14 protein-coding genes are annotated in these 18061 nt (G+C 48.7%); 13 read left to right on the forward strand and 1 reads right to left on the reverse strand.

Annotated elements, in window-relative coordinates; genetic code table 11:
- Positions 1-192: 192 nt before the first annotated feature.
- The 12 genes from Q0323_RS03510 (at position 193) to upp (ending at position 11551) form a co-directional block, all read left to right on the forward strand.
- Positions 193-1122, forward strand: coding sequence for an MlaD family protein (locus Q0323_RS03510; RefSeq protein WP_298051539.1), 930 nt, complete (start codon positions 193-195; stop codon positions 1120-1122).
- 2 nt (positions 1123-1124) lie between these two features.
- On the forward strand, positions 1125-1688 hold the full coding sequence (locus tag Q0323_RS03515; protein WP_298051541.1) for a hypothetical protein: 564 nt from the start codon (positions 1125-1127) through the stop codon (positions 1686-1688).
- Positions 1685-2239 (forward strand): Holliday junction branch migration protein RuvA, encoded by a 555-nt coding sequence (ruvA, locus tag Q0323_RS03520; RefSeq protein WP_291937267.1) that lies wholly within the window; start codon positions 1685-1687, stop codon positions 2237-2239. Before Q0323_RS03515 ends, ruvA begins: the two co-directional genes overlap by 4 nt.
- A 23-nt stretch (positions 2240-2262) precedes the next feature.
- Positions 2263-3294, forward strand: coding sequence for a D-alanine--D-alanine ligase (locus Q0323_RS03525; RefSeq protein WP_298051543.1), 1032 nt, complete (start codon positions 2263-2265; stop codon positions 3292-3294).
- Between the two features lie 59 nt (positions 3295-3353).
- Positions 3354-3572: a prevent-host-death protein gene (locus Q0323_RS03530; protein ID WP_298051546.1), complete on the forward strand. Its 219-nt coding sequence runs from the start codon at positions 3354-3356 to the stop codon at positions 3570-3572.
- Positions 3562-4293: an alpha/beta fold hydrolase gene (locus tag Q0323_RS03535; RefSeq protein ID WP_298051549.1), complete on the forward strand. Its 732-nt coding sequence runs from the start codon at positions 3562-3564 to the stop codon at positions 4291-4293. The genes Q0323_RS03530 and Q0323_RS03535 overlap by 11 nt, the downstream gene beginning before the upstream one ends.
- 841 nt (positions 4294-5134) lie before the next feature.
- On the forward strand, positions 5135-6931 hold the full coding sequence (locus tag Q0323_RS03540) for a Mur ligase family protein (RefSeq protein ID WP_298051551.1): 1797 nt from the start codon (positions 5135-5137) through the stop codon (positions 6929-6931).
- A 241-nt stretch (positions 6932-7172) separates the two neighbouring features.
- The gene (locus tag Q0323_RS03545) at positions 7173-7853 is read left to right on the forward strand and encodes a DNA alkylation repair protein (protein WP_298051553.1); all 681 of its coding nucleotides are present in this window, start codon (positions 7173-7175) and stop codon (positions 7851-7853) included.
- A 98-nt stretch (positions 7854-7951) separates the two neighbouring features.
- Positions 7952-8320 (forward strand): pyridoxamine 5'-phosphate oxidase family protein, encoded by a 369-nt coding sequence (locus Q0323_RS03550; RefSeq protein WP_177389050.1) that lies wholly within the window; start codon positions 7952-7954, stop codon positions 8318-8320.
- Between the two features lie 274 nt (positions 8321-8594).
- Positions 8595-9368 (forward strand): SDR family oxidoreductase, encoded by a 774-nt coding sequence (locus Q0323_RS03555; RefSeq protein WP_298051555.1) that lies wholly within the window; start codon positions 8595-8597, stop codon positions 9366-9368.
- Positions 9369-9742: 374 nt separating this feature from the next.
- Positions 9743-10336 (forward strand): BON domain-containing protein, encoded by a 594-nt coding sequence (locus Q0323_RS03560; RefSeq protein WP_298051559.1) that lies wholly within the window; start codon positions 9743-9745, stop codon positions 10334-10336.
- A gap of 588 nt (positions 10337-10924) precedes the next feature.
- Positions 10925-11551, forward strand: a complete 627-nt coding sequence (gene upp / locus Q0323_RS03565; protein WP_298051588.1) for a uracil phosphoribosyltransferase — start codon at positions 10925-10927, stop codon at positions 11549-11551.
- A gap of 860 nt (positions 11552-12411) precedes the next feature.
- Here the strand turns inward: upp and Q0323_RS03570 are convergent.
- Positions 12412-14466, reverse strand: a complete 2055-nt coding sequence (locus Q0323_RS03570; RefSeq protein ID WP_298051561.1) for an ATP-dependent helicase — start codon at positions 14464-14466, stop codon at positions 12412-12414.
- 41 nt (positions 14467-14507) lie between these two features.
- Between Q0323_RS03570 and Q0323_RS03575 the strand changes: the two genes are divergently transcribed.
- Entirely contained in the window at positions 14508-18023 is a 3516-nt protein-coding gene (locus Q0323_RS03575) for a transglycosylase domain-containing protein (protein ID WP_298051563.1), read from the forward strand.
- Positions 18024-18061 lie beyond the last annotated feature (38 nt).

Raw genomic sequence — 18061 nt, forward strand, 5'->3', positions numbered from 1 at the left:
TACGCTAAAATACGGCGCGGCGATATTTTGAAATTTCAAAATGCACGCTAAGCTTTAAAATTTAAACTCAGATGATTCTGCAAATTTTGCGGCTATTTGAGAAAGTGCTAAGTTTTAAAATTTAAGCCCAAATGGCTATTTTAAGGCATATCGCAGGGCTTAAATTTTACGCTCTGAAATTAGGAGAAAAGATTGGAAAATAGAACTTCATATACGATAGTAGGCGCATTTGTTATGATCTGCGTCGCGGCTCTTACGGCGTTTATGTGGTGGATGCTTACAAAGACTGATCGCGGCGAGAGCTATCGCTCCTACTATATCCACACAAAAGAGCTTCCCGTAGGCATTAAGGAGAATTCCGAGGTTAAATTTATCGGCGTAAATGCGGGCATCATCAAAAGTATCGACTTTGCCGATATCGAAAATGCGATCATCGAGATTGAAATTTCGGTAAAAAGCAAGCTACCGATCTCGCAAGATAGCGTCGCCAAGGTAGAATCTCAAGGCATCAGCGGAATCGCGTTTATAAATATCACGAAAGGAAGCGGTAAGCTTTTTCCGCCGAATGATAAAAAGCCGATAATTGCGCTGGATAAAACGCTTCTTGATAAAATCGGCTCCAAAGCCGAAGTCATCACCGATAGCGTGAGTGAGATGATCTTTAAAATTAATGGGCTGTTGTCTAAGCAAAATACCGATAAAGTGGATAGAATTCTATCTTCGATGGATAAATTTAGCGCTGAGCTAAGTGATGAGAAAAAATTCCAAAGTCTAGACGCACTGCTTGCTAACGTAAATGCTCTCATAGCAAATTTAAACGAGCGCGAGAAGGAGCTAGACGCACTGCTAGATAATCTAAACGCCTTTGCCGTGAGTGCTGCCAATCTATCGAATTCACTGGATAAAACCGCAGGTATCATCACTAAGCGTATCGATCGCGGCGAGTACAATCTAAAAGCGATCTTGGATCCTACGCTTGAGGAGGCAAAAAACACTCTTCGCGAGCTAAAAAAATCGCTTAGAGAATTCCAAGGTGCGATGTTTAGGCTAGAGGACAATCCTTACGATTTCTTTTTCAAAGACACTTCTAAAGGCGCGGATCGCGACGATAAAAAGGAATAAAGATGAAAAATTTTATAAAGTTTACGCTTGCTGCGACGCTGGCGGCGATATTTTTAGGCGGCTGCTTAGCTAAGCAGGCTAAGCCATACACCTACTACGAGCTGCGTTATGATCAAAAGCGCTGCGTAAATCCTAGCGGTGCACGCAAAAATGTCTTTATCGACACTATCACGGCGACCGATCTCGTCGATAGGCGGGATATTTTAATAGTGGATTTTAGAAACCGAACGCGGTTCGCAAGCGACGCCAAATTTATCACGATGCCTAGCGAGATGGTATATAAGGCGCTGCTAGATGCGGCATTTTCCACCTGCTCGCTAAATCCAATCTTCGTGCCAAAAGAGCGGGATTTACGCCTAAAAACCAGTATCGTAGCGCTTCAGATCAATAACGATCAAGCAACCGTCACGATGGGATATGAAATTTTAAATTCTTTAGAAAGCATAAAATCAGGCATCGTCACTAAGCGCGTTTTCGTGCCTGATCCTAGCTCGCAAAGCATTTATAATGCCCTAAATTTAGCGCTTAATGAGAGCATAAACGAAATTTTAAAGGCTCTTAGATGATAGCGGCAATCGAAGGAATTATCACGCGCAAGGAGCCCACTGCTTGCGTCATTAAATGCGCTAGCGGCGTGAGCTACGCTCTTTCATTGTCATTAAATACCTCCGCGAAGCTCACGCAGGGCAAGCTGACCGAGCTTGCGTGCGTACAAATTCTGCGCGAGGATGCCGATTCGCTGTATGGGTTTTTAGACGAGAGTGAAAAAAGGATGTTTGAAACTCTAATCAAGCTTAGCGGTGTAGGTGCAAGCACGGCGATGGCGGTTTGCTCGACGCTCGCTCCGCAGGATTTCGCGCGTTGCGTAGCTACGGGGGATGCTGCGACGCTAACTTCAGTTCCGGGCATAGGCCCAAAGACCGCTAGACGGATCATTGCCGAACTAGGCGATGCGAAGCTAATGGAATTCGGTCCTAGCGAGACTTATAAGAACGAAGCGGCATCCGCGCTACAAAGCCTTGGATTTAAGCGCGATAAGATCAATCAAATCTTAGCGGGATGCAGCAGCACGAATACGTCAGATCTTGTCAAAGAGGCGTTAAAAAAATTAGCGTAGAAAATAAAATTTGAAGGAAAACAATGAAATTTGGCTTAGTTTTTGGAGCTCAAAGCTATGAGCACGAAGTAAGTATCATCTCGGCAATCGCCGTCAAAAATGCCCTAAAAGGCTGGGACTTGGAGTTTGTATTTTGCGATAAAAATCGTAAATTTTACCGCATTGAGGATAAAAATATGCGCGCGGCATATTTTAAGCAGGGCGGCTATGCTAAAGCAAAAGAGCTTAGCATCGGTGCGGGCGGATTTTTTGAGAGTGGAATGTTTAGCAAAAGCATGCTAGAAGTCGGCACATATATCAATCTAATCCATGGCTGCGACGGCGAGGATGGCAAAATGGCGGCGCTATTTGAGTTTTTTGGCATCCCTTATATCGGACCTCGCATAGAAGCTAGCGTGCTAAGCTATAATAAAATTTTAACCAAGCACCTAGCTGCAATCGCAAATGTAAAAACCTTGCCGTATGAGATCGTAAATCGTACTAGTCTGCCTAATTTTAATTTTCCGATCATCGTTAAGCCCGCTCATTTGGGCTCTAGCATCGGAATTTCGATAGCCAAGAACGAAAGCGAGTTTAGCTATACGCTGGATCAGGCTTTTGAGCTGGACGACAGCGCGATCGTAGAGCCATACTGGGAAAACGTAAAGGAATTCAATCTCGCAGGCGCTAAAATAGACGGCAAAATCGTATTTTCAAACATCGAAGAGCCGAAAAAAGAGGGCTATTTAAATTTCGATCGTAAATATTTGGATTTTTCGCGTAGTGGCGCGATCGAGCCCGCTCGTCCTGGCGCTTTGCTAGAGGGCAAGATGAAAGACGCCTTTACGCGGCTTTATAACGCAGGATCATTCGATGGCGCGCTCATTCGCTGTGATTTTTTTGAAAAAGAGGGCGAAATTTATCTAAACGAGATAAATCCAAATCCGGGCAGCCTCGCAAACTACCTATTTGACGATTTCTCCGAGGTTTTAGCAGCTCTTGCTTCGTCGCTGCCACCGATGAGGCAGATCCCTGTAAGCTACGAGCTGATCACCAAAATCACCGCTAATAAGTAGCAAATCGTTTAAAATTTTACGCTAAATTTTGCGTAAAATTTTACCCCAAAGGTCGAGCCATGATAAATCAAGACGAAATTTACACTGCTACCGAGATCGTGCGCAACTTCAGCACCGTTTTTAACAAGATCAAAAACCAAGAAATCAAAAAAGCCCTGATCGTCAAAAACAACAAATTCGAAGCCGTAATGATTAGTATGAGCGAGTTTGAGCGGCTCGAAAAAGCAGTCGAGCTACTCAAGGCCGTTTACGCCAAAAGGAGCGGCGGTGGCGAGTAAGGAGCTCGTCTGCGGCGGCGAAAGCTACAAGATCAGCTACGAAATTTCAAACCTGCAGCGTGCCGAATATATTTTGGTGCTGCACGGCTGGGGCGCAAACAAGGCGCTTATGTCTAGAGTTTTTGCGGACAAATTTCGCCGTTACGCGATAGTGTGCGTCGATCTGCCGGGATTTGGCGCCAGCTCGCAGCCCGCGCACGCCCTTGGCAGCGAGGATTACGCGGAGATTATGCGCGCCTTTATCGCGGCTTTGGGCAAGCAGCCCGAGGCGATCATGGGGCACAGCTTCGGCGGCAAGATCGCTGCATTGCTGGCTCCGCGCAATCTCATACTGCTAAGCAGCGCCGGTATCATCGAGCCCAAGCCCTTTGCCGTGCGCGCCAAAATCGCGATTTTTAAAATTTTAAAAAGACTTGGACTGGCGGGGCTTTGGCGCGCGTTTGCGAGCAAGGATGCCGCAGGTATGAGCGAGGTGATGTACGGCACGCTAAAAAACGTCGTAAATGAGGACTTCCGCGATATTTTTTCCGCGCTAAGCCCGCAAAATGCGCTCATCTTTTGGGGTAAGGACGATCGCGCCACTAGCCTAAAAAGCGGCGAGCTGATCCACTCGCTCATTAAAAACAGCAAATTTTATCCGCTGACGGGGGATCACTTTTTCTTTTTGCAAAGCGCGGATTTTATTGGCGAGCAGATCGAAAAGGAGCTTAGCGGCAGCTAAATTTAACGATTTGGCGCCGCGCTAAATTTAAAGCGAAACGCGATTTGGTGTAAATTTTAAAATTTAGCCGCGAAATTTTAGCGCTGCTAAAAATCGCGCTTTAGATGTAAAAACAGATCATGCGAAAGGCAAGAGTGGACGCATTTTAAAAAGCGTTTCAATGCGGCGCTTTAGTGCAGTTCGCCCGCGTTTTAAAATTTTGAAATCTGTTTGCGTCAAAGATCGCGAACCGAAGCGTAAATTTAGATTACAAAGTCGCGGGCACGCAGCACATATTTAAAATTTAGCGGCGTAAAATCCGCTCTTTGGGCGCGCAGTATAAAACGCAAAACTCAAATTGCGGCGTGCCGCGTTAAATTTTAAAATTTTACGCCGTGGCGGGTTGTTTCCGCTCTGCGCTCGCGATTGCGGCAGCCGTACAAGATGCGGCGAAACCGCTGCGTGCACCGCAAGCGGGCAATTAAATTTAGTCGCACCGCGCCATGTATTTACCGCGACATAAGGTCTATGTGCCGTAAATAATGCAAATCATTGCGCGAGATAGGGCTCGATGTCGCAATATGCGCAGCGTGCAAAAAATTTCAGGTCGCGAAAGATAGATGCTGCGCGGTATCGAAAACGGGTCAGCGCGCGGCAGCGTAAATTTATCTAGCGCGGCTCGTGTAGCTTTTGCGAGAGCGTGAATTTGCGAGCACGCGAATTTTGTAAAATAGAATTTGCAAAGCGATAATTCGTAAAATTTACAAATGAAGCCAAATGCCGGTTAGCCCGAGCTCGCCGCATTTTGCCCACACAGGCTTGCAGAGCGGGCGCGTAAATTTATAAAAAGGAATTTTAAAAGATGAATATAATATTTTTGATCGCGCACGCGGCATTCGTCCTACTGCTGGGCTTTTATCTGATCACCTGCCTGCAGTGGTTTTCGTACAAGCCCGCGCGCATTATCTTTCACTTCACCAAGCCCGCGTGGCACCTCTATTTTTTGATTTTGCCGCTGGCGGCGTATTTTGGCTGCGAGATCGCGGCGAGCCTTTGCGCGGCTAAATTCGGCGCCGCGCCCCTCTATGCCTTGCATGCCGCTAAAATTCTAATCGTCGCAGCCTACGCACTCGCGCTGTGGCTTTGGCAAAGAGGGTTAGATAAAAAGCTCGTCTTTACGCCGCGCGTGAAGCGATTTTTTGCGATTTTGGCGGTTTGTGTGTTTAGCTTTAACGCCGCGTTTTATGCCGCGGGGGGCCCGATTTTGCCGATCTTTTTACCGCTTGGCGCGGGCCTTGCGGCGAGCTTTGCTTACGAGCGGGCGCAGGCTGCGAAATTTAAGGCTGCCGCGCGCAAAAAACTGGCCTCGATGCCCTCGCTTACGATCATTCAGATCACCGCGAGCTACGGCAAGACAAGCATTAAAAACTTCTTGTATCAAATTTTAAAAAACGACTTTCGCTGCTACAAGACGCCGCGCTCGGTAAACACGCTAGCAGGGCTAGTGCGCGACGTAAACGAGGCGCTACCCGCAGATACGCAGATATACATCGCCGAAGCAGGCGCCAGGCTAAGCGGCGACATCGCCGAGATCACCGAATTTTTGGCGCCGCAGATCGTCGTCGTGGGCGAGATCGGCGCGCAACATATCGAGTATTTCAAAAGCATTGAAAACATCCGTAAAACGAAGCTCGAAGCGCTAACAAGCGTGAGGCTAAAGCATGCGTTTTTGCACAGCTCCACGCAAAAAAGCGCGGACGAGCGCGTCACGATCTACGACGAGGGGCTGGAAATTTGCGGCGCGGATCTGGACGGGATAAAATTTAGCCTTAGCTTGAGCGATGATGAAAGCGGTGCGAGCAGAGAAAATTCTGCGCTGCACGTAGGCACATCTGCCGCAGAGGGCGAAGAGCAGGGCGATTTGAGCCTAGATACAGGCAGCGCGATATACGCAGAAAAAGACAAAAATTCTAAAAATTACGGCGCCGATTTTGACGAAGTAAATTCCGTATTCTGCGCCGAACGGAGCGAGCAAGAATTTTACGAACAAGCCGCCCGCGCTGCTAGCGACGATAAAATTTGCAGCGACAGAGAGCAGGGCACGCAAGAGGCTCCAAACGAGCATAAAATTTTAAACGGGCGGAGCGAACAAGGAAAGAGACACGAGTTTTTCGCGCCGATTTTGGGTAAATTTAACGCCGCAAATCTCGCCGCGTGTATAAAGATCGCGCGATTTTTGGGTCTTAGCGCAGATAAGATCAAAAGCCGCGTCACGCATGTTAGCGCCGTCGAGCACCGCCTCGCGCGTCTCGATGCGGGCGGCAAAATCATCATCGACGATAGCTTCAACGGCAATCTAAGCGGCATGCTGCAAAGCTACGAGCTGATGCGAAGCTACGGCGGGCGCAAGGTCATCATCACGCCGGGCATCGTCGAGAGCACGCGCGAGGACAACGAGACGTTAGGCGCTAAGATCGATGAAATTTTTGATCTCGCGATCATCACGGGCGAGCTAAATTCTGAGGTGCTGCAAAGCAGGATCGATCCCGCAAAGACTATGGTCTTGAAAGACAAGCGCGATCTGCAGCGGGTTTTGAGCGAAAATACGCACAGCGGCGATCTAATTTTGTTTTCAAACGACGCGCCGAGCTTCATTTAAGGGGCTTTGACGATACGGCTTGCTCTGCTAGCGGCATACGGCGCGATTTAGCAAGCGTATTTTTGAGCAAAGGCTTTGAGCGGGTGCGGCGAGCGATTTAAACGCGATCTATCGGGCGATTAGTTTGAGCTGCATCGCGATCTGTTTAAATAAAAGTCCTATGCGGCAAAATTTCGGCGCGCCGAGATCGGCTCGCGTTTTGGCGAGTTAAAATTTTAAATCAAAAATTTAAAGGAAAGCTATGGATCTACGAGAAAAGATGCTAGGGCAGCTGCGAGCGCTAAGCGAGGAGAAATTTGCGAAATTTTCGCAGCGCCTAATACCCGCGCCGCAGATTTTAGGCGTGCGCACTCCCGCACTGCGTGCGCTTGCCCGCAAAAGCTTCGCCGCTTTGGGTGGAGCAGATGAAGCGCGGCGCAAGCTGCAAAATTATAAGCCCGTTTTTCACGAGGAGTTTGTGCTAAAGGGCTTTTTTATAATGCTTTTGAAGCAGGATGAGGCGAAATTCGCGCTCGCGAGCGATTTTATCAAAACGATGCCTAATTGGGCGGTTTGCGATATGTTCGCTCCGAAATTCAGAGACGCCGCTTTTGCGGACGCGCTACTAAAGCAGGCTAAGGGTGGCACGGACGAGTTTGAGAGGCGATTTTTCTACGTTTATTTTATGCAAAATATGGACGCGATCTCGCCCGAGGAGTTTTTTGAAATTTGCGCCGCCGAAAGCGACGAGCGGTACTACGTGCAGATGGGTGCGGCGTGGGTGATAGCCGAGATGTTTATCAAACAGCGCGAGATCTCGCTTGCGTTTTTGGAGAGTAAGCGGACGGCTAAATTTATCCAAAACAAGGCGATATCGAAGATCCGCGATAGTTTTCGCGTAAGCAAAGCCGACAAGGAGGCGCTTTTGAAATATAAAATTTAACCGAGGCGGAAAGTGGCGGAGGCAGTTAGATTTCAGTTACGCGCGGGGGCTTGTCAGCCAAAATCGCGAGCTTTAAAATGTAAATTTAAGGAGAGAAAATGTTTAGCAAGGAATTTTTGGAGATTTTAAATTACGAATGCGCCGTGGGTATCGCTACCTGCGCGCAGGGCGAGGCTCATATCAGCAATACGTGGAACAGATATCTCGTCATTAAGGGTGATCGCATCCTCATCCCCGCTGCGGGTATGAAAAAGACGCAAAGCAACGTGGAGGCTAATCCGAACGTCGAGCTTAGCGTCGCAACGAAGGAGCTAGCAGGCAGGTTCGGAGCGGGGCGTGGCTTTGTAGTTAAGGGCACAGCGCGTTTTATTGATAGCGGTGCGGAGTTTGAAGAAACGAAGGCGAAATTTCCGTTTGCTACGAGGCTACTTGAAATCACGGCTAGTAGCGTAAAACAGGTGCTGTAAGCCAAGCGGCGCAGTTTGGGTGGAATTTACGGATGAAATTCCCGATGGAATTCCGCCGCAAGCTTTGTGATGGAATTCCGCCGTGAAATTTTATCGGTAGAATTTCAAAGTTAGTAAAATTTTATCGATGAAATTTCGCTTCGCCGCGAAATTTTAAAGCGGGCGAAATTTTAAAGTTAATAAAATTTCAAAGCCTCAAAATTTCGAAGTTTGCAAGATCCATAAATCTCGCTCAAATTTTTAGAACGTAAATTTACGTATTGAAAGGAAAAGTATGAAACGATTAGAGGGCAAAACAGCCGTAATCACTGGCGGAAGCGACGGCATAGGGCTTGGCATAGCAAAGTGTTTCGCCAAAGAGGGCGCAAATTTGATCCTGCTCGGCAGAAGCGAGGAGAAATTAAAAATCGCACAGGAGGCATTGGGCGGTTACGGCGTGAAAGCTTACGCGATAGAGGCGGATTTGGCGCAAAGCAAAACGATAAAAGGGCTTTGCGAGCGCATTTTAGCGCTACCTCTTAAGATAGATATCCTTGTAAATAACGCCGGGTTGGGAAAATTCGTACCCTTTGAGGCGACCGACGAAGCGCTGCTGGACGCTCATCTAAACCTAAACGTCAAAGCGCCCTATCTGCTTACTCAGGGGCTTTTGGGCGCGCTTGCGGCTAGCAAGGGCTGCGTGATAAATATCTCGTCGTATTTCGCAAACAGAATGCTCGTGGGGCGCACCACGACGGCGTATTCGATCACCAAAGGCGCGCTAAATTCTTTCACCAAATCGCTTGCCTTTGAGGTCGGCAAACTCGGCATTCGCGTCAATGCCATAGCGCCCGGAAGCGTGCTGACGCCGCAGTTTGAGCGAAATTTAAGCGCGCTTAGCCCGCAGGGGCGCGAGGCGTTTGAACAAATGGTGCAAAATATCTATCCGCTCGGCAAAATCGGCAGCGCGCAGGACATCGGCGATGCGGCGGTGTTTTTGGCGTCGGATGCGGCGAAATGGGTCAGCGGCGCGATATTTGCGATAGACGGCGGGCTTACGACGAATTAGCCGCGATTGGGCGAAATTTTGGGCGCGGATTTTGAAATATAAAATTTTACAGAGGCGAATTCCGCCGCGAGAAATTTACCCCGTAGAATTTCGCGCGGCAAATTTGCAACGAAATTTAGCCACGTAGAATTTTACGGCGACGAATACTGCGCGTGAAATTCGCCATGGCGAAAGCGCAAAATTCTGCAAGCCGTGCGAATTACAACGTAAATTTTAAAATTTATATTGTAAAATTTTACGGCGCGCGGTTTGGGCGTAATCTCGCTGCGCAAAATTTGAAGCTGCGATAAAACGGTGCCTGCGGGGTTAAATTTAAAAAGCGGCGCCGGCAGCTGGCTTGAGATAATTAGAAATTAAACGAGATTGGAGAGGGTTTGAGGGTTTTGTTTCTAGCGATTTTAGCGGTGTTTTTGAGCGCGAGTGCGGTGCTATTTAGCTCGTGCGCGGCTCCGCTGGCGCCCGCTGGCAATGCGCTTAGCGTGTATGACATCTACTCCGTAGCGCGCGACCGCCGCAGCGTCAGCGAGGTCGCTAGCGACAAGCTCATCCAGACTAAAATTCAAAGCAAAATTCTATTTACCAAAGGCCTTAGCAGCTGGGATTTGGAGGTCGAATGCTTCTACGGCGAGGTCTATCTCATCGGGCTGCTGGATAGCGAAGCGATGCGCGAGCCGCTGCTTGCTTTAGCTCGGCAAACCGAAGGCGTGCGGCGCGTGCATTCCTATCTGCGCGTCAAAAAGCCCGAATATCCGTGCAATTCGTTTGAAATTTTTACAAATTTAAAGAAAAATCTCTTTTCCGACACCGACGTTTCGGGCACTGCGGTGCGCGTAGCGATCGTGGGCTGCGACGTGGTATTTAGCGGCGTAGTAACGGACATCGAGCACGAAAAGCATGCGATCTGGTACGCGACGCACGCGCCCGGAGTTCAGGACGTGTATTCGTTCCTGCGCGTGGTGAAGGAGTAGGGGCTTTGCGGTTAAATTTGATCGCTTCGGCAGGGCAAATTTAACCGCTTGCGGCGGGCTAAATTTGAGGATATGCCCGATTTATTTCAGCTCGTTTGCGGGGCGATCGACGTGCATGAAATTAAAATTTTATCGGCGCGCAAGATAGCGGGGAATTTTAAAATTTGGCTCACGAGCGAGAGCATTAAGTAAATTTAAAGCAGCCGCAGACGATAATTTCGCAGATGAAATTTACGCCGCAAGTGCTCGCCAAAAAGTAGCACCGGCGTGCCGATAAAAAGCGCGCCGTGTTTAAATAGCGACCAAATCAGAGGCGGCACGCGCGAGCTAAATTTAAAGCGTTGCGTTTTAAAAGTGCTAAATTTAAAGCGAGCCGCCGAGCTAAATTTAAATGTAACGCGCGCATTGTGAGCTAAAATGAGCTAAATTTAAAATCGCGTTGCCGTTATCGGCAAAATTTTAGCGCCACGGCACTGGAGTTCGCACCAAAACAGATAATTAAAATGCCCCAAAGGGCGCAAAATTCAGTAAATTTAAGGAGAGAAAATGAGCCAAAGCCAAAAATGTACGTACCAAACCGCGTGCGAGCTGCCTAACGTGAGGCTGATCAAGCACCCGCTGATCGAGCATAAGCTCACGATCCTGCGCGATCGGGGGACCGATCCGTTTCAGTTCCGCATGCTCGTCGATGAGATCAGCTACCTGATGATGTTCGAGGCGACGCGCGATCTGGCGCTGCGCGAGGTAAGCGTGCATACGCCCGTGGCGCAAACTAGCGCGTATAAGCTCGCCACAAAGATCATGATCTGCCCGATTTTGCGCGCCGCGCTGGGGATGCTAGATAGCGTTTTCAAGCTCATACCGGATGCTAGCGTAGGATTTTTGGGCTTTCAGCGCGACGAAAAGACCGCGCAGGCGGAGTTTTTTTACGCCAAGCTGCCCGCCGATGCCGCAGAGCGTACCGCAATCATCATCGATCCGATGTTTGCGACCGGAGGCACGGCGATCGATGCGGTGAAATTTCTGCTAAAAAACGGCGTTAAAAAGATCAAATTTATCTCCATCATCGCAGCGCCCGAGGGACTTCATAAATTTAGCGAGATCTACCCGCAGGTCGAGGTTTTTACCGCGGCGATCGACGAGAGACTAAACGAGCAAAAATATATCGTGCCGGGCCTTGGAGACGCAGGAGATAGGGTATTTAATACGCTGTGAGATTTGCGCGGCGAAGGACTTTGTGCTGCGCTAAATTTGCGCGACAGTATTTTATGCGGCGATAAATTGATCGGCAGCAAACTTTACCGGCAATGGAATTTTACGCGATGCGAAATCTATTTATCAAATATGCGGGTTGCCGCCGCTCGGGATTTCGTGCCACAATAAATTTAGTGGGGCGCGTATTTTTTACAGCGCGCGCAATACGTAGTGAAATTTTAAATTTCGCAGCGCTGTAAATTTGAAGCGCTTTAAAATTTTAACTCGTCGTAGAATTTGCGGCGTTTTTAAATTTATTAAATAAAATTTGAGTTCTGCGATGTATAAAACACGTAAATTTAAAAGTAAGAAAAAAGCAAAATAGGGGGCGGAATTTTATTGCCGTCGAATTCTTCTGCAAAATTCTAGCCGTGCGAGATTTCGCGGAGAATTTACCGCGTCAAAACTCTACGGCAGAGCGGGAATGAAATTTTAAAATTTAGCCCGCATTTGCGGCGTAAAATTTTGCAGCCGCCCGCACCGCAAATATCGCTATTTTCAGACCGCCCCTGATCGCGCTGCAACATAGCCCGCGCACAGCTCGCAAAAAAGCCCCAGGCAACCACGCCTCTCAATCGCAGCTTCAAACCCCGCTACCGCCTGTGAAATTTAGCGAGCCGCAAAATATCGTGCAACGTCCGCGCCGTAAAAATTTACAAATCGCAAAATTTACAAAAATCGCGCGGCGAAATTCTTGCCCCAACGATCCAATAAAAAAGCCGGGGCGGCGGCGCGGCGGGCGTACGCGAGGAGTAAAATTCTTATTCAAACGATCCGTCCGCGCTAAAATGAAATTTAAAAATTTAGCGAGCAAATTTCGCCTACTTCACCAGCCCCGCTTCCCTTAAAAAGCAGCTCGGCTCATAATTAATCTTTCTGATCTTATCAAATTTCGCGTAGCTTAGCACCAGCTCGTCGCGCGCTCTGGTGACCGCCACGTAAAATAGTCGCCGCTCCTCCTCCAGGCTGCCGCCCATCGCCATTAGCTTGAGGTTCGGGAAGCGGTTTTGCGCCAGATCGATGAGATAGACGCTGCAAAACTCAAGCCCCTTGCTTGCGTGCACGCTGAGCAGATTTACCCCCTCGCCCTCGCTCATCTCCTTTGCACCCAGAGTTATGAAGTTATAAAAGCTCTGCGGATCCGCGTATTTGCCGGCGATCTGCTCTAAAATTCCGCATTTATCGTAGATGCGGGAGATCTCATCCTTTTTGCGATCCTCGTCTATCTTGCCGTTTTTCAGCGTCGCGCGTTTCGTCGCGATAAAATCCGCCACAAGCGCGAAAAGGCGCGAGTCTTTGATCTGCGAGATGAGCGTGACGGATCTCGCAGCGGAGCCGCTTTTTTTAAAAATTTTATAAATTTCGTGCAAAAATACGGCGCCGCCCTCGGTAATTTTATTGTGCTTTAAAACCGGATGCGAGCGAAAAAACTCGTCAAATTCCAAAGCTTCAAAGCGCGATACCGAGCCGATGATGTCCACATCGTCAAAAAGCCCGAGCTGGTAGTTTTTCCTCTTTTTTTCAAAAATTTTAACGCTCTCATCGGGACGCAAAAGACCTGCGTGAATGCTTCCGTGCCCAAGCGCGATCAGCGCGTCGAAAAGCTCCTTACTTAGCGCGCTGCCGACGCCTCTTGCGTATTCGCACGTGCTCATAAATGCCATCATATCTTTTGGGTTTATTATCATCGCGAAAATGTCCGTAAAGGCCTTGATCTCGCGGCTTTCAAAAAAGCTCACGCCGCCTTTTCGCTTTGCACCGATGCCGAGCTCCTTAAGCGCGACCTCGACGCCGTCGGCGCTGGAGTTGTTGCGAAAGATGACGGCGATCTTTTCGCGCGGAGTGCCGCTTTGCGCGATCTGTGCGGCTACGTGGGCGTATTGCGCCGCCGTATCGTCGTAAACATGCAGCCTAGGCGCGCTAAATTTGCCCTCACGGCCCACGATCAGCTTCTTTTCGTAAAGGCGCGGATTATTCGCGATGACGCGGTTTGCAAGCGCCAAAATCGCCGAGCTTGAGCGATAGTTGATATTCAGCGCGTAAATTTTAGCGTCCGCAAAGCGCTTGCCGAAGCTGCCGATGATATCGATGTTTGCGCCGTTAAAGGCGTAGATACTCTGATCGAAATCGCCGACGCAAAAAAGGCTTTTCGTCGCAAAGGCATCGATGAGGCTTCCTTGCAGCGAGTTCGTATCCTGATACTCGTCCACTAAAATTTCATCAAACCGCAGCGGCGCGCCCTTTCGCAGCTCATGGCGCATTTTTAGCAAAACGTCGTTGAAATCGGCGTAGTTAAATTTCGCCTTTTCCTCTTCAAACTCGCGCAAAATATCTGCGTAAATTTCGGCAAATTCCGCCTGATCCTCGTAGTTTTTGCTAAACCAAGTCTCAAAATCCGCGCTCATCTCCTTATTTTGATACAGCGAGTACACATCGTACAGATAGGTCCCGCCGTAGGGGCGTGCGTCGCTTACGTGATAAAATTTGCGCTTTTCTACGAGGCTTTTTAGCAGCGTCTTTAGTTCGGCGGGCTGCTTTAAGATCACGCCTTTGCCCAGCTCGCGAAGTAGGGCGTAGGATACGGCGTGGAAGGTGCCCGCGACGATTGCAGAGGTGATTTTTTTATCAAAATGCCGCTGCAAGCGCGCTATCATCTCGCTTGCGGCCTTATTCGTAAAGGTAAGGAGCAAAATTTTTCTAGGGCTAGTGCCGAGATTTAGCAGATGAGCGATGCGCGCTACGATGGTGCTGGTTTTGCCCGTGCCTGCGCTTGCGATTACTAGATTGTGCCCCGCAGGAGCGGTCGCTGCGGCGTATTGTTCGGTGTTTAGCTTAGCTAGAGCGTCCAAGATTATTCCTTTGCAAAAAGGCGCCATTATAGCCTAAAATCATTAAAATTCTTTGATATAATTGCGCGATGAAATTTCTAAAATTTACATTAAAAATCACGCTATTTTGCGCATTTGCATTCGCTCTGTTTTTGATCCTAGACGCGCTTTATCCGCTAAATTTGGATATGCTAAATAAGCAGAAGAGTAGAATTTTATACGACCGAAACGGCGAAATTTTAAATATGCAGATCAGCGACGATCAAATTTGGCGCTTTTACGCGAGCGCGGACGAGATACCGCCGCGGCTGAAACAAAGCGCGATCTACTTTGAAGATCGCTATTTTTACTACCATTTCGGCGTCAATCCAGCCTCGATTTTGCGCGCGGCTACGTATAATTTTACGCAAAATTTTACTAAAAAAAGCGAGGGCAACGTCGAGCGCGTCGGAGCCTCCACGATCACGATGCAGGTCGCGCGTATGATGCGCCCCAAACAGCGTAGCTACAAGAACAAAATCATCGAAATTTTCAACGCCTTTCAGCTGGAGTGGCACTTTAGTAAGGATGAAATTTTAGGAATGTATTTCAACCTCGCCCCATACGGCGGCAATATCGAGGGGGTCAAGACCGCGGCGTATTTTTATTTCAAAAAGGATCTGCGCGAGCTTAGCAACGCTCAAATCGCGCTTCTTAGCGTGATCCCAAAAAACCCGAATAAAAACCGCCTAGACCGTAGATCAAACATCAACGCGCTTAAAAACCGCCTAATTTCGCAGCTGCGAGAGGGTGGCGTGATCTCGCAGAGCGAGTATGAGCGCGCCCTCGCAGAGCCGTTTTCGCCCAGACGCTACGCAGCGCCCAATTACGCGCCGCATTACGCGCTGTTAGCGTTTAGCAATTATAAAATGCAAAATTTTACCGCCAAAGATGACGTAAATTTCACTCAAAATTTTGACTCGAACGGTACGCCTAGCGGGGCAGCGGGGCAAGCAAGCTCGTCTGCGCGCCGAGCCACGGCGGCGGCAGAATCAAATTTTTCGGGCACGGCGAGTGCGGAATTAAGCTTTACGGATACGACAAGAGCCGCGCCGAATCTATCCGGCTCCGTGAGTGCGCAGGTGGGAGCGGATTCGAAAGAAATGAATTCCAAAGAGGCGGATTTTAAAACAGATGCGCCGGAGAGTTCAAATTTAAGCGAACGAACGAGCTTAAATTTAAACGAGCGGCAAGATGCTGCGTATTCGCCGCAGAATTTTAGCGCAGATGCAAATTCAAATAAACGACAAACCGAGTATTCGCCGCAAAATCCGAATGCGGATATGAATTTAAACAAGCGGCAGAATGTCACCGATGCTGCACATCCGTACCAAGACCCGCAAAATTCGCAAAAGCTAAATTTAAACAATCGGCAAGATACGGCGCATTCGCCGCAAAATTTTAGCGCAGATGCAAACTCTGGCGAGCGGTCGCGTGTAAATTTTATTTCGCAGACAAATTCCGCTTCGGATGTTAGTATGCAGACGGGTTTCGCTTCGTCGAACGCTAATGCTCAGACAGATTCTACTTCAGACGCTAAAATGCAGACGTCTTCTGCTGCAAGCGCCGAATCGCAGGCAAATTCCGCCCCCAACGCCAAGGTGCCGCAAAATTTCGCTTTAGCCGCCCAAGCGCAGATAAATTCCTATCCGAACGCCAAAACGCAGGAAAAATCCGCAAACTCTAAAGGGGGCGCGCAGTCTAAAGAGCAAACTGCGCTAGAGCAGGAGCTTGCGCGTCTAAACGAGGGTAAAATTTATTCGAGCTTGGATCTTAAAACCCAGATCGCGCTTGAGGGCTTTTTGAGAAGCGAGATCCTCGCCCTGCGCGATAAGGGCGTTAGAAACGGCGCTGCGGTGCTGATCGACAACGAAAGCATGAGCGTGATCGCCTATGTCGGCAGCCACGATTTTAGCGCTAATGAGGGGCAAAACGACGGCGTGTGCTCACAAAAAAACGTAGGCTCGACGCTCAAACCCTTCATCTACGCCAAGGCCCTTGAGCACGGGCTCATCACCCCTTCAAAGAAGCTGATCGACGCGCCGATAACCTTCGCGGGCTACGTTCCTCGCAACTACAACCAGGGGTTTTTGGGCGCGGTTAGTGCGACCGACGCGCTAAGTCTTAGTTTGAATATCCCCGCGGTAAAGCTAAATTTAATGCTTGGTGACGACGGGCTATATGAAATGCTATCAAACGTGCATCTGGCGGAGTTTAGCAAGGATTATTACGGCGCAGGTATCGCGCTTGGCAGTATTTCGATGAGCCTAATGGATCTTGCTCGCCTATACAGCGCGTTTGCAAACGGCGGCAAGCTGCGAAAGCTCGAAATAGCGGGCGCGAAGATCGGCGACGATGCTAAAATTTTAACCCCGCAAAGCGTCTATATCGTAACGCAGATGCTAAGAAACGCGCCGCGCTCCTATCTCGGCTCGGTGTGGCAAAACACCCTAAACGCGCCGCCGCTGATGTTTAAAACGGGTACAAGCGCCGATGCGCGCGATCTCTACACCGTCGCGCTTACGCCTAAATTTACACTCGGCGTCTGGCTGGGAAATTTCGACGGCTCCAAGACTAGGGATCTTAGCGGCGGCGTGAGTGCGGCGAAGGTGGCGTTTAATATGTTTGCCTTCCTCGATAAATCGAGCATGCTGGGCGAGGCGGAGTTTGCGCGTCCCGCGGGCGTGAGCTTTCGGCGAGTATGCACCGATGCGTACCGCGAAAAGGAGTGCGCTCAAAGCGCCGAGGATCTTACGATCGATGGAGTTGAGCCCAACGAGGAGTGCGAAATTTACGGCACGAGCGAGCTTTTTTACCTGCTAAAACACGGTCTAGTCGATCCGCAAAAGGTACGCGCAGGAAGGTGCGCGGCTAAATTTGCCGCCGTAAAGCCCGTGTTAAACGACATCAACGCCAAAACCTACGAGACCGGCGCGGACGGCACGCTGCGGTTAAAGATACAGTGCACAGCGGTTTTTGGCGAGCGGGTATATATCAGGCTAAGCGGCGGTTCGCGGGAGTTTATAGCGCTAAATTCCACCGCGTTTACGAGGGAGAATTCCACGGATTTGGATTCCAAGCATTCTAGCGCGGCGCAGCAAGATAATTTAAAGCAGAATTTAACACAGCAAAATTTTGCAGAACAGAATTCTGCGGTACAAAATTCTATGCGACAAAATTTAGCGTTACAGAATTTAAAATCACAAAATCTTACGAAGCAAAATTCTGTAGAATGGAATTTTATAACTAAAAATCCAGTCACACGGAATTTAGCGTCGCAAAATTCTATCTTGCAAAATTCTACAGAGCAGAATTCGGAGGTTCAAAATTTCACAGCGAAAAATTTTACGGATCAAAATTCCTCGCAGCAAAATTTTGTGGCACGCGATTTCACCACGCAAAGCCTAGCGCCTGCAAATTCTAAAGTTAAAATGGGAGAATATTTTGCACGCACTAACGGCGAGGCTTTTACGCTAAGTCTTGGAGCAGGGGATTTTGAGCTTGGCTGCTTGGATGAAAATGCAAATTTCGCTAAAGCAAATTTTAGAGTAAATGAAAGAAAATAAAAGGTTAATTTGTATATAATTTCGTAAAATTTTTGCAA

The sequence above is a fragment of the uncultured Campylobacter sp. genome, from assembly GCF_938030145.1.
In the GTDB taxonomy this organism is placed as follows: Bacteria; Campylobacterota; Campylobacteria; order Campylobacterales; family Campylobacteraceae; genus Campylobacter_B.

Excerpts from the sequence above, each read along its gene's own strand:
- Q0323_RS03575 (WP_298051563.1), top strand. The coding sequence starts at position 14,508 with ATGAAATTTCTAAAATTTACATTAAAAATCACGCTATTTTGCGCATTT.
- Q0323_RS03570 (WP_298051561.1), bottom strand. The coding sequence starts at position 14,466 with ATGGCGCCTTTTTGCAAAGGAATAATCTTGGACGCTCTAGCTAAGCTA.
- ruvA (WP_291937267.1), top strand. The coding sequence starts at position 1,685 with ATGATAGCGGCAATCGAAGGAATTATCACGCGCAAGGAGCCCACTGCT.
- Q0323_RS03530 (WP_298051546.1), top strand. The coding sequence starts at position 3,354 with ATGATAAATCAAGACGAAATTTACACTGCTACCGAGATCGTGCGCAAC.
- Q0323_RS03540 (WP_298051551.1), top strand. The coding sequence starts at position 5,135 with ATGAATATAATATTTTTGATCGCGCACGCGGCATTCGTCCTACTGCTG.
- Q0323_RS03525 (WP_298051543.1), top strand. The coding sequence starts at position 2,263 with ATGAAATTTGGCTTAGTTTTTGGAGCTCAAAGCTATGAGCACGAAGTA.
- Q0323_RS03555 (WP_298051555.1), top strand. The coding sequence starts at position 8,595 with ATGAAACGATTAGAGGGCAAAACAGCCGTAATCACTGGCGGAAGCGAC.
- Q0323_RS03550 (WP_177389050.1), top strand. The coding sequence starts at position 7,952 with ATGTTTAGCAAGGAATTTTTGGAGATTTTAAATTACGAATGCGCCGTG.
- Q0323_RS03545 (WP_298051553.1), top strand. The coding sequence starts at position 7,173 with ATGGATCTACGAGAAAAGATGCTAGGGCAGCTGCGAGCGCTAAGCGAG.
- Q0323_RS03515 (WP_298051541.1), top strand. The coding sequence starts at position 1,125 with ATGAAAAATTTTATAAAGTTTACGCTTGCTGCGACGCTGGCGGCGATA.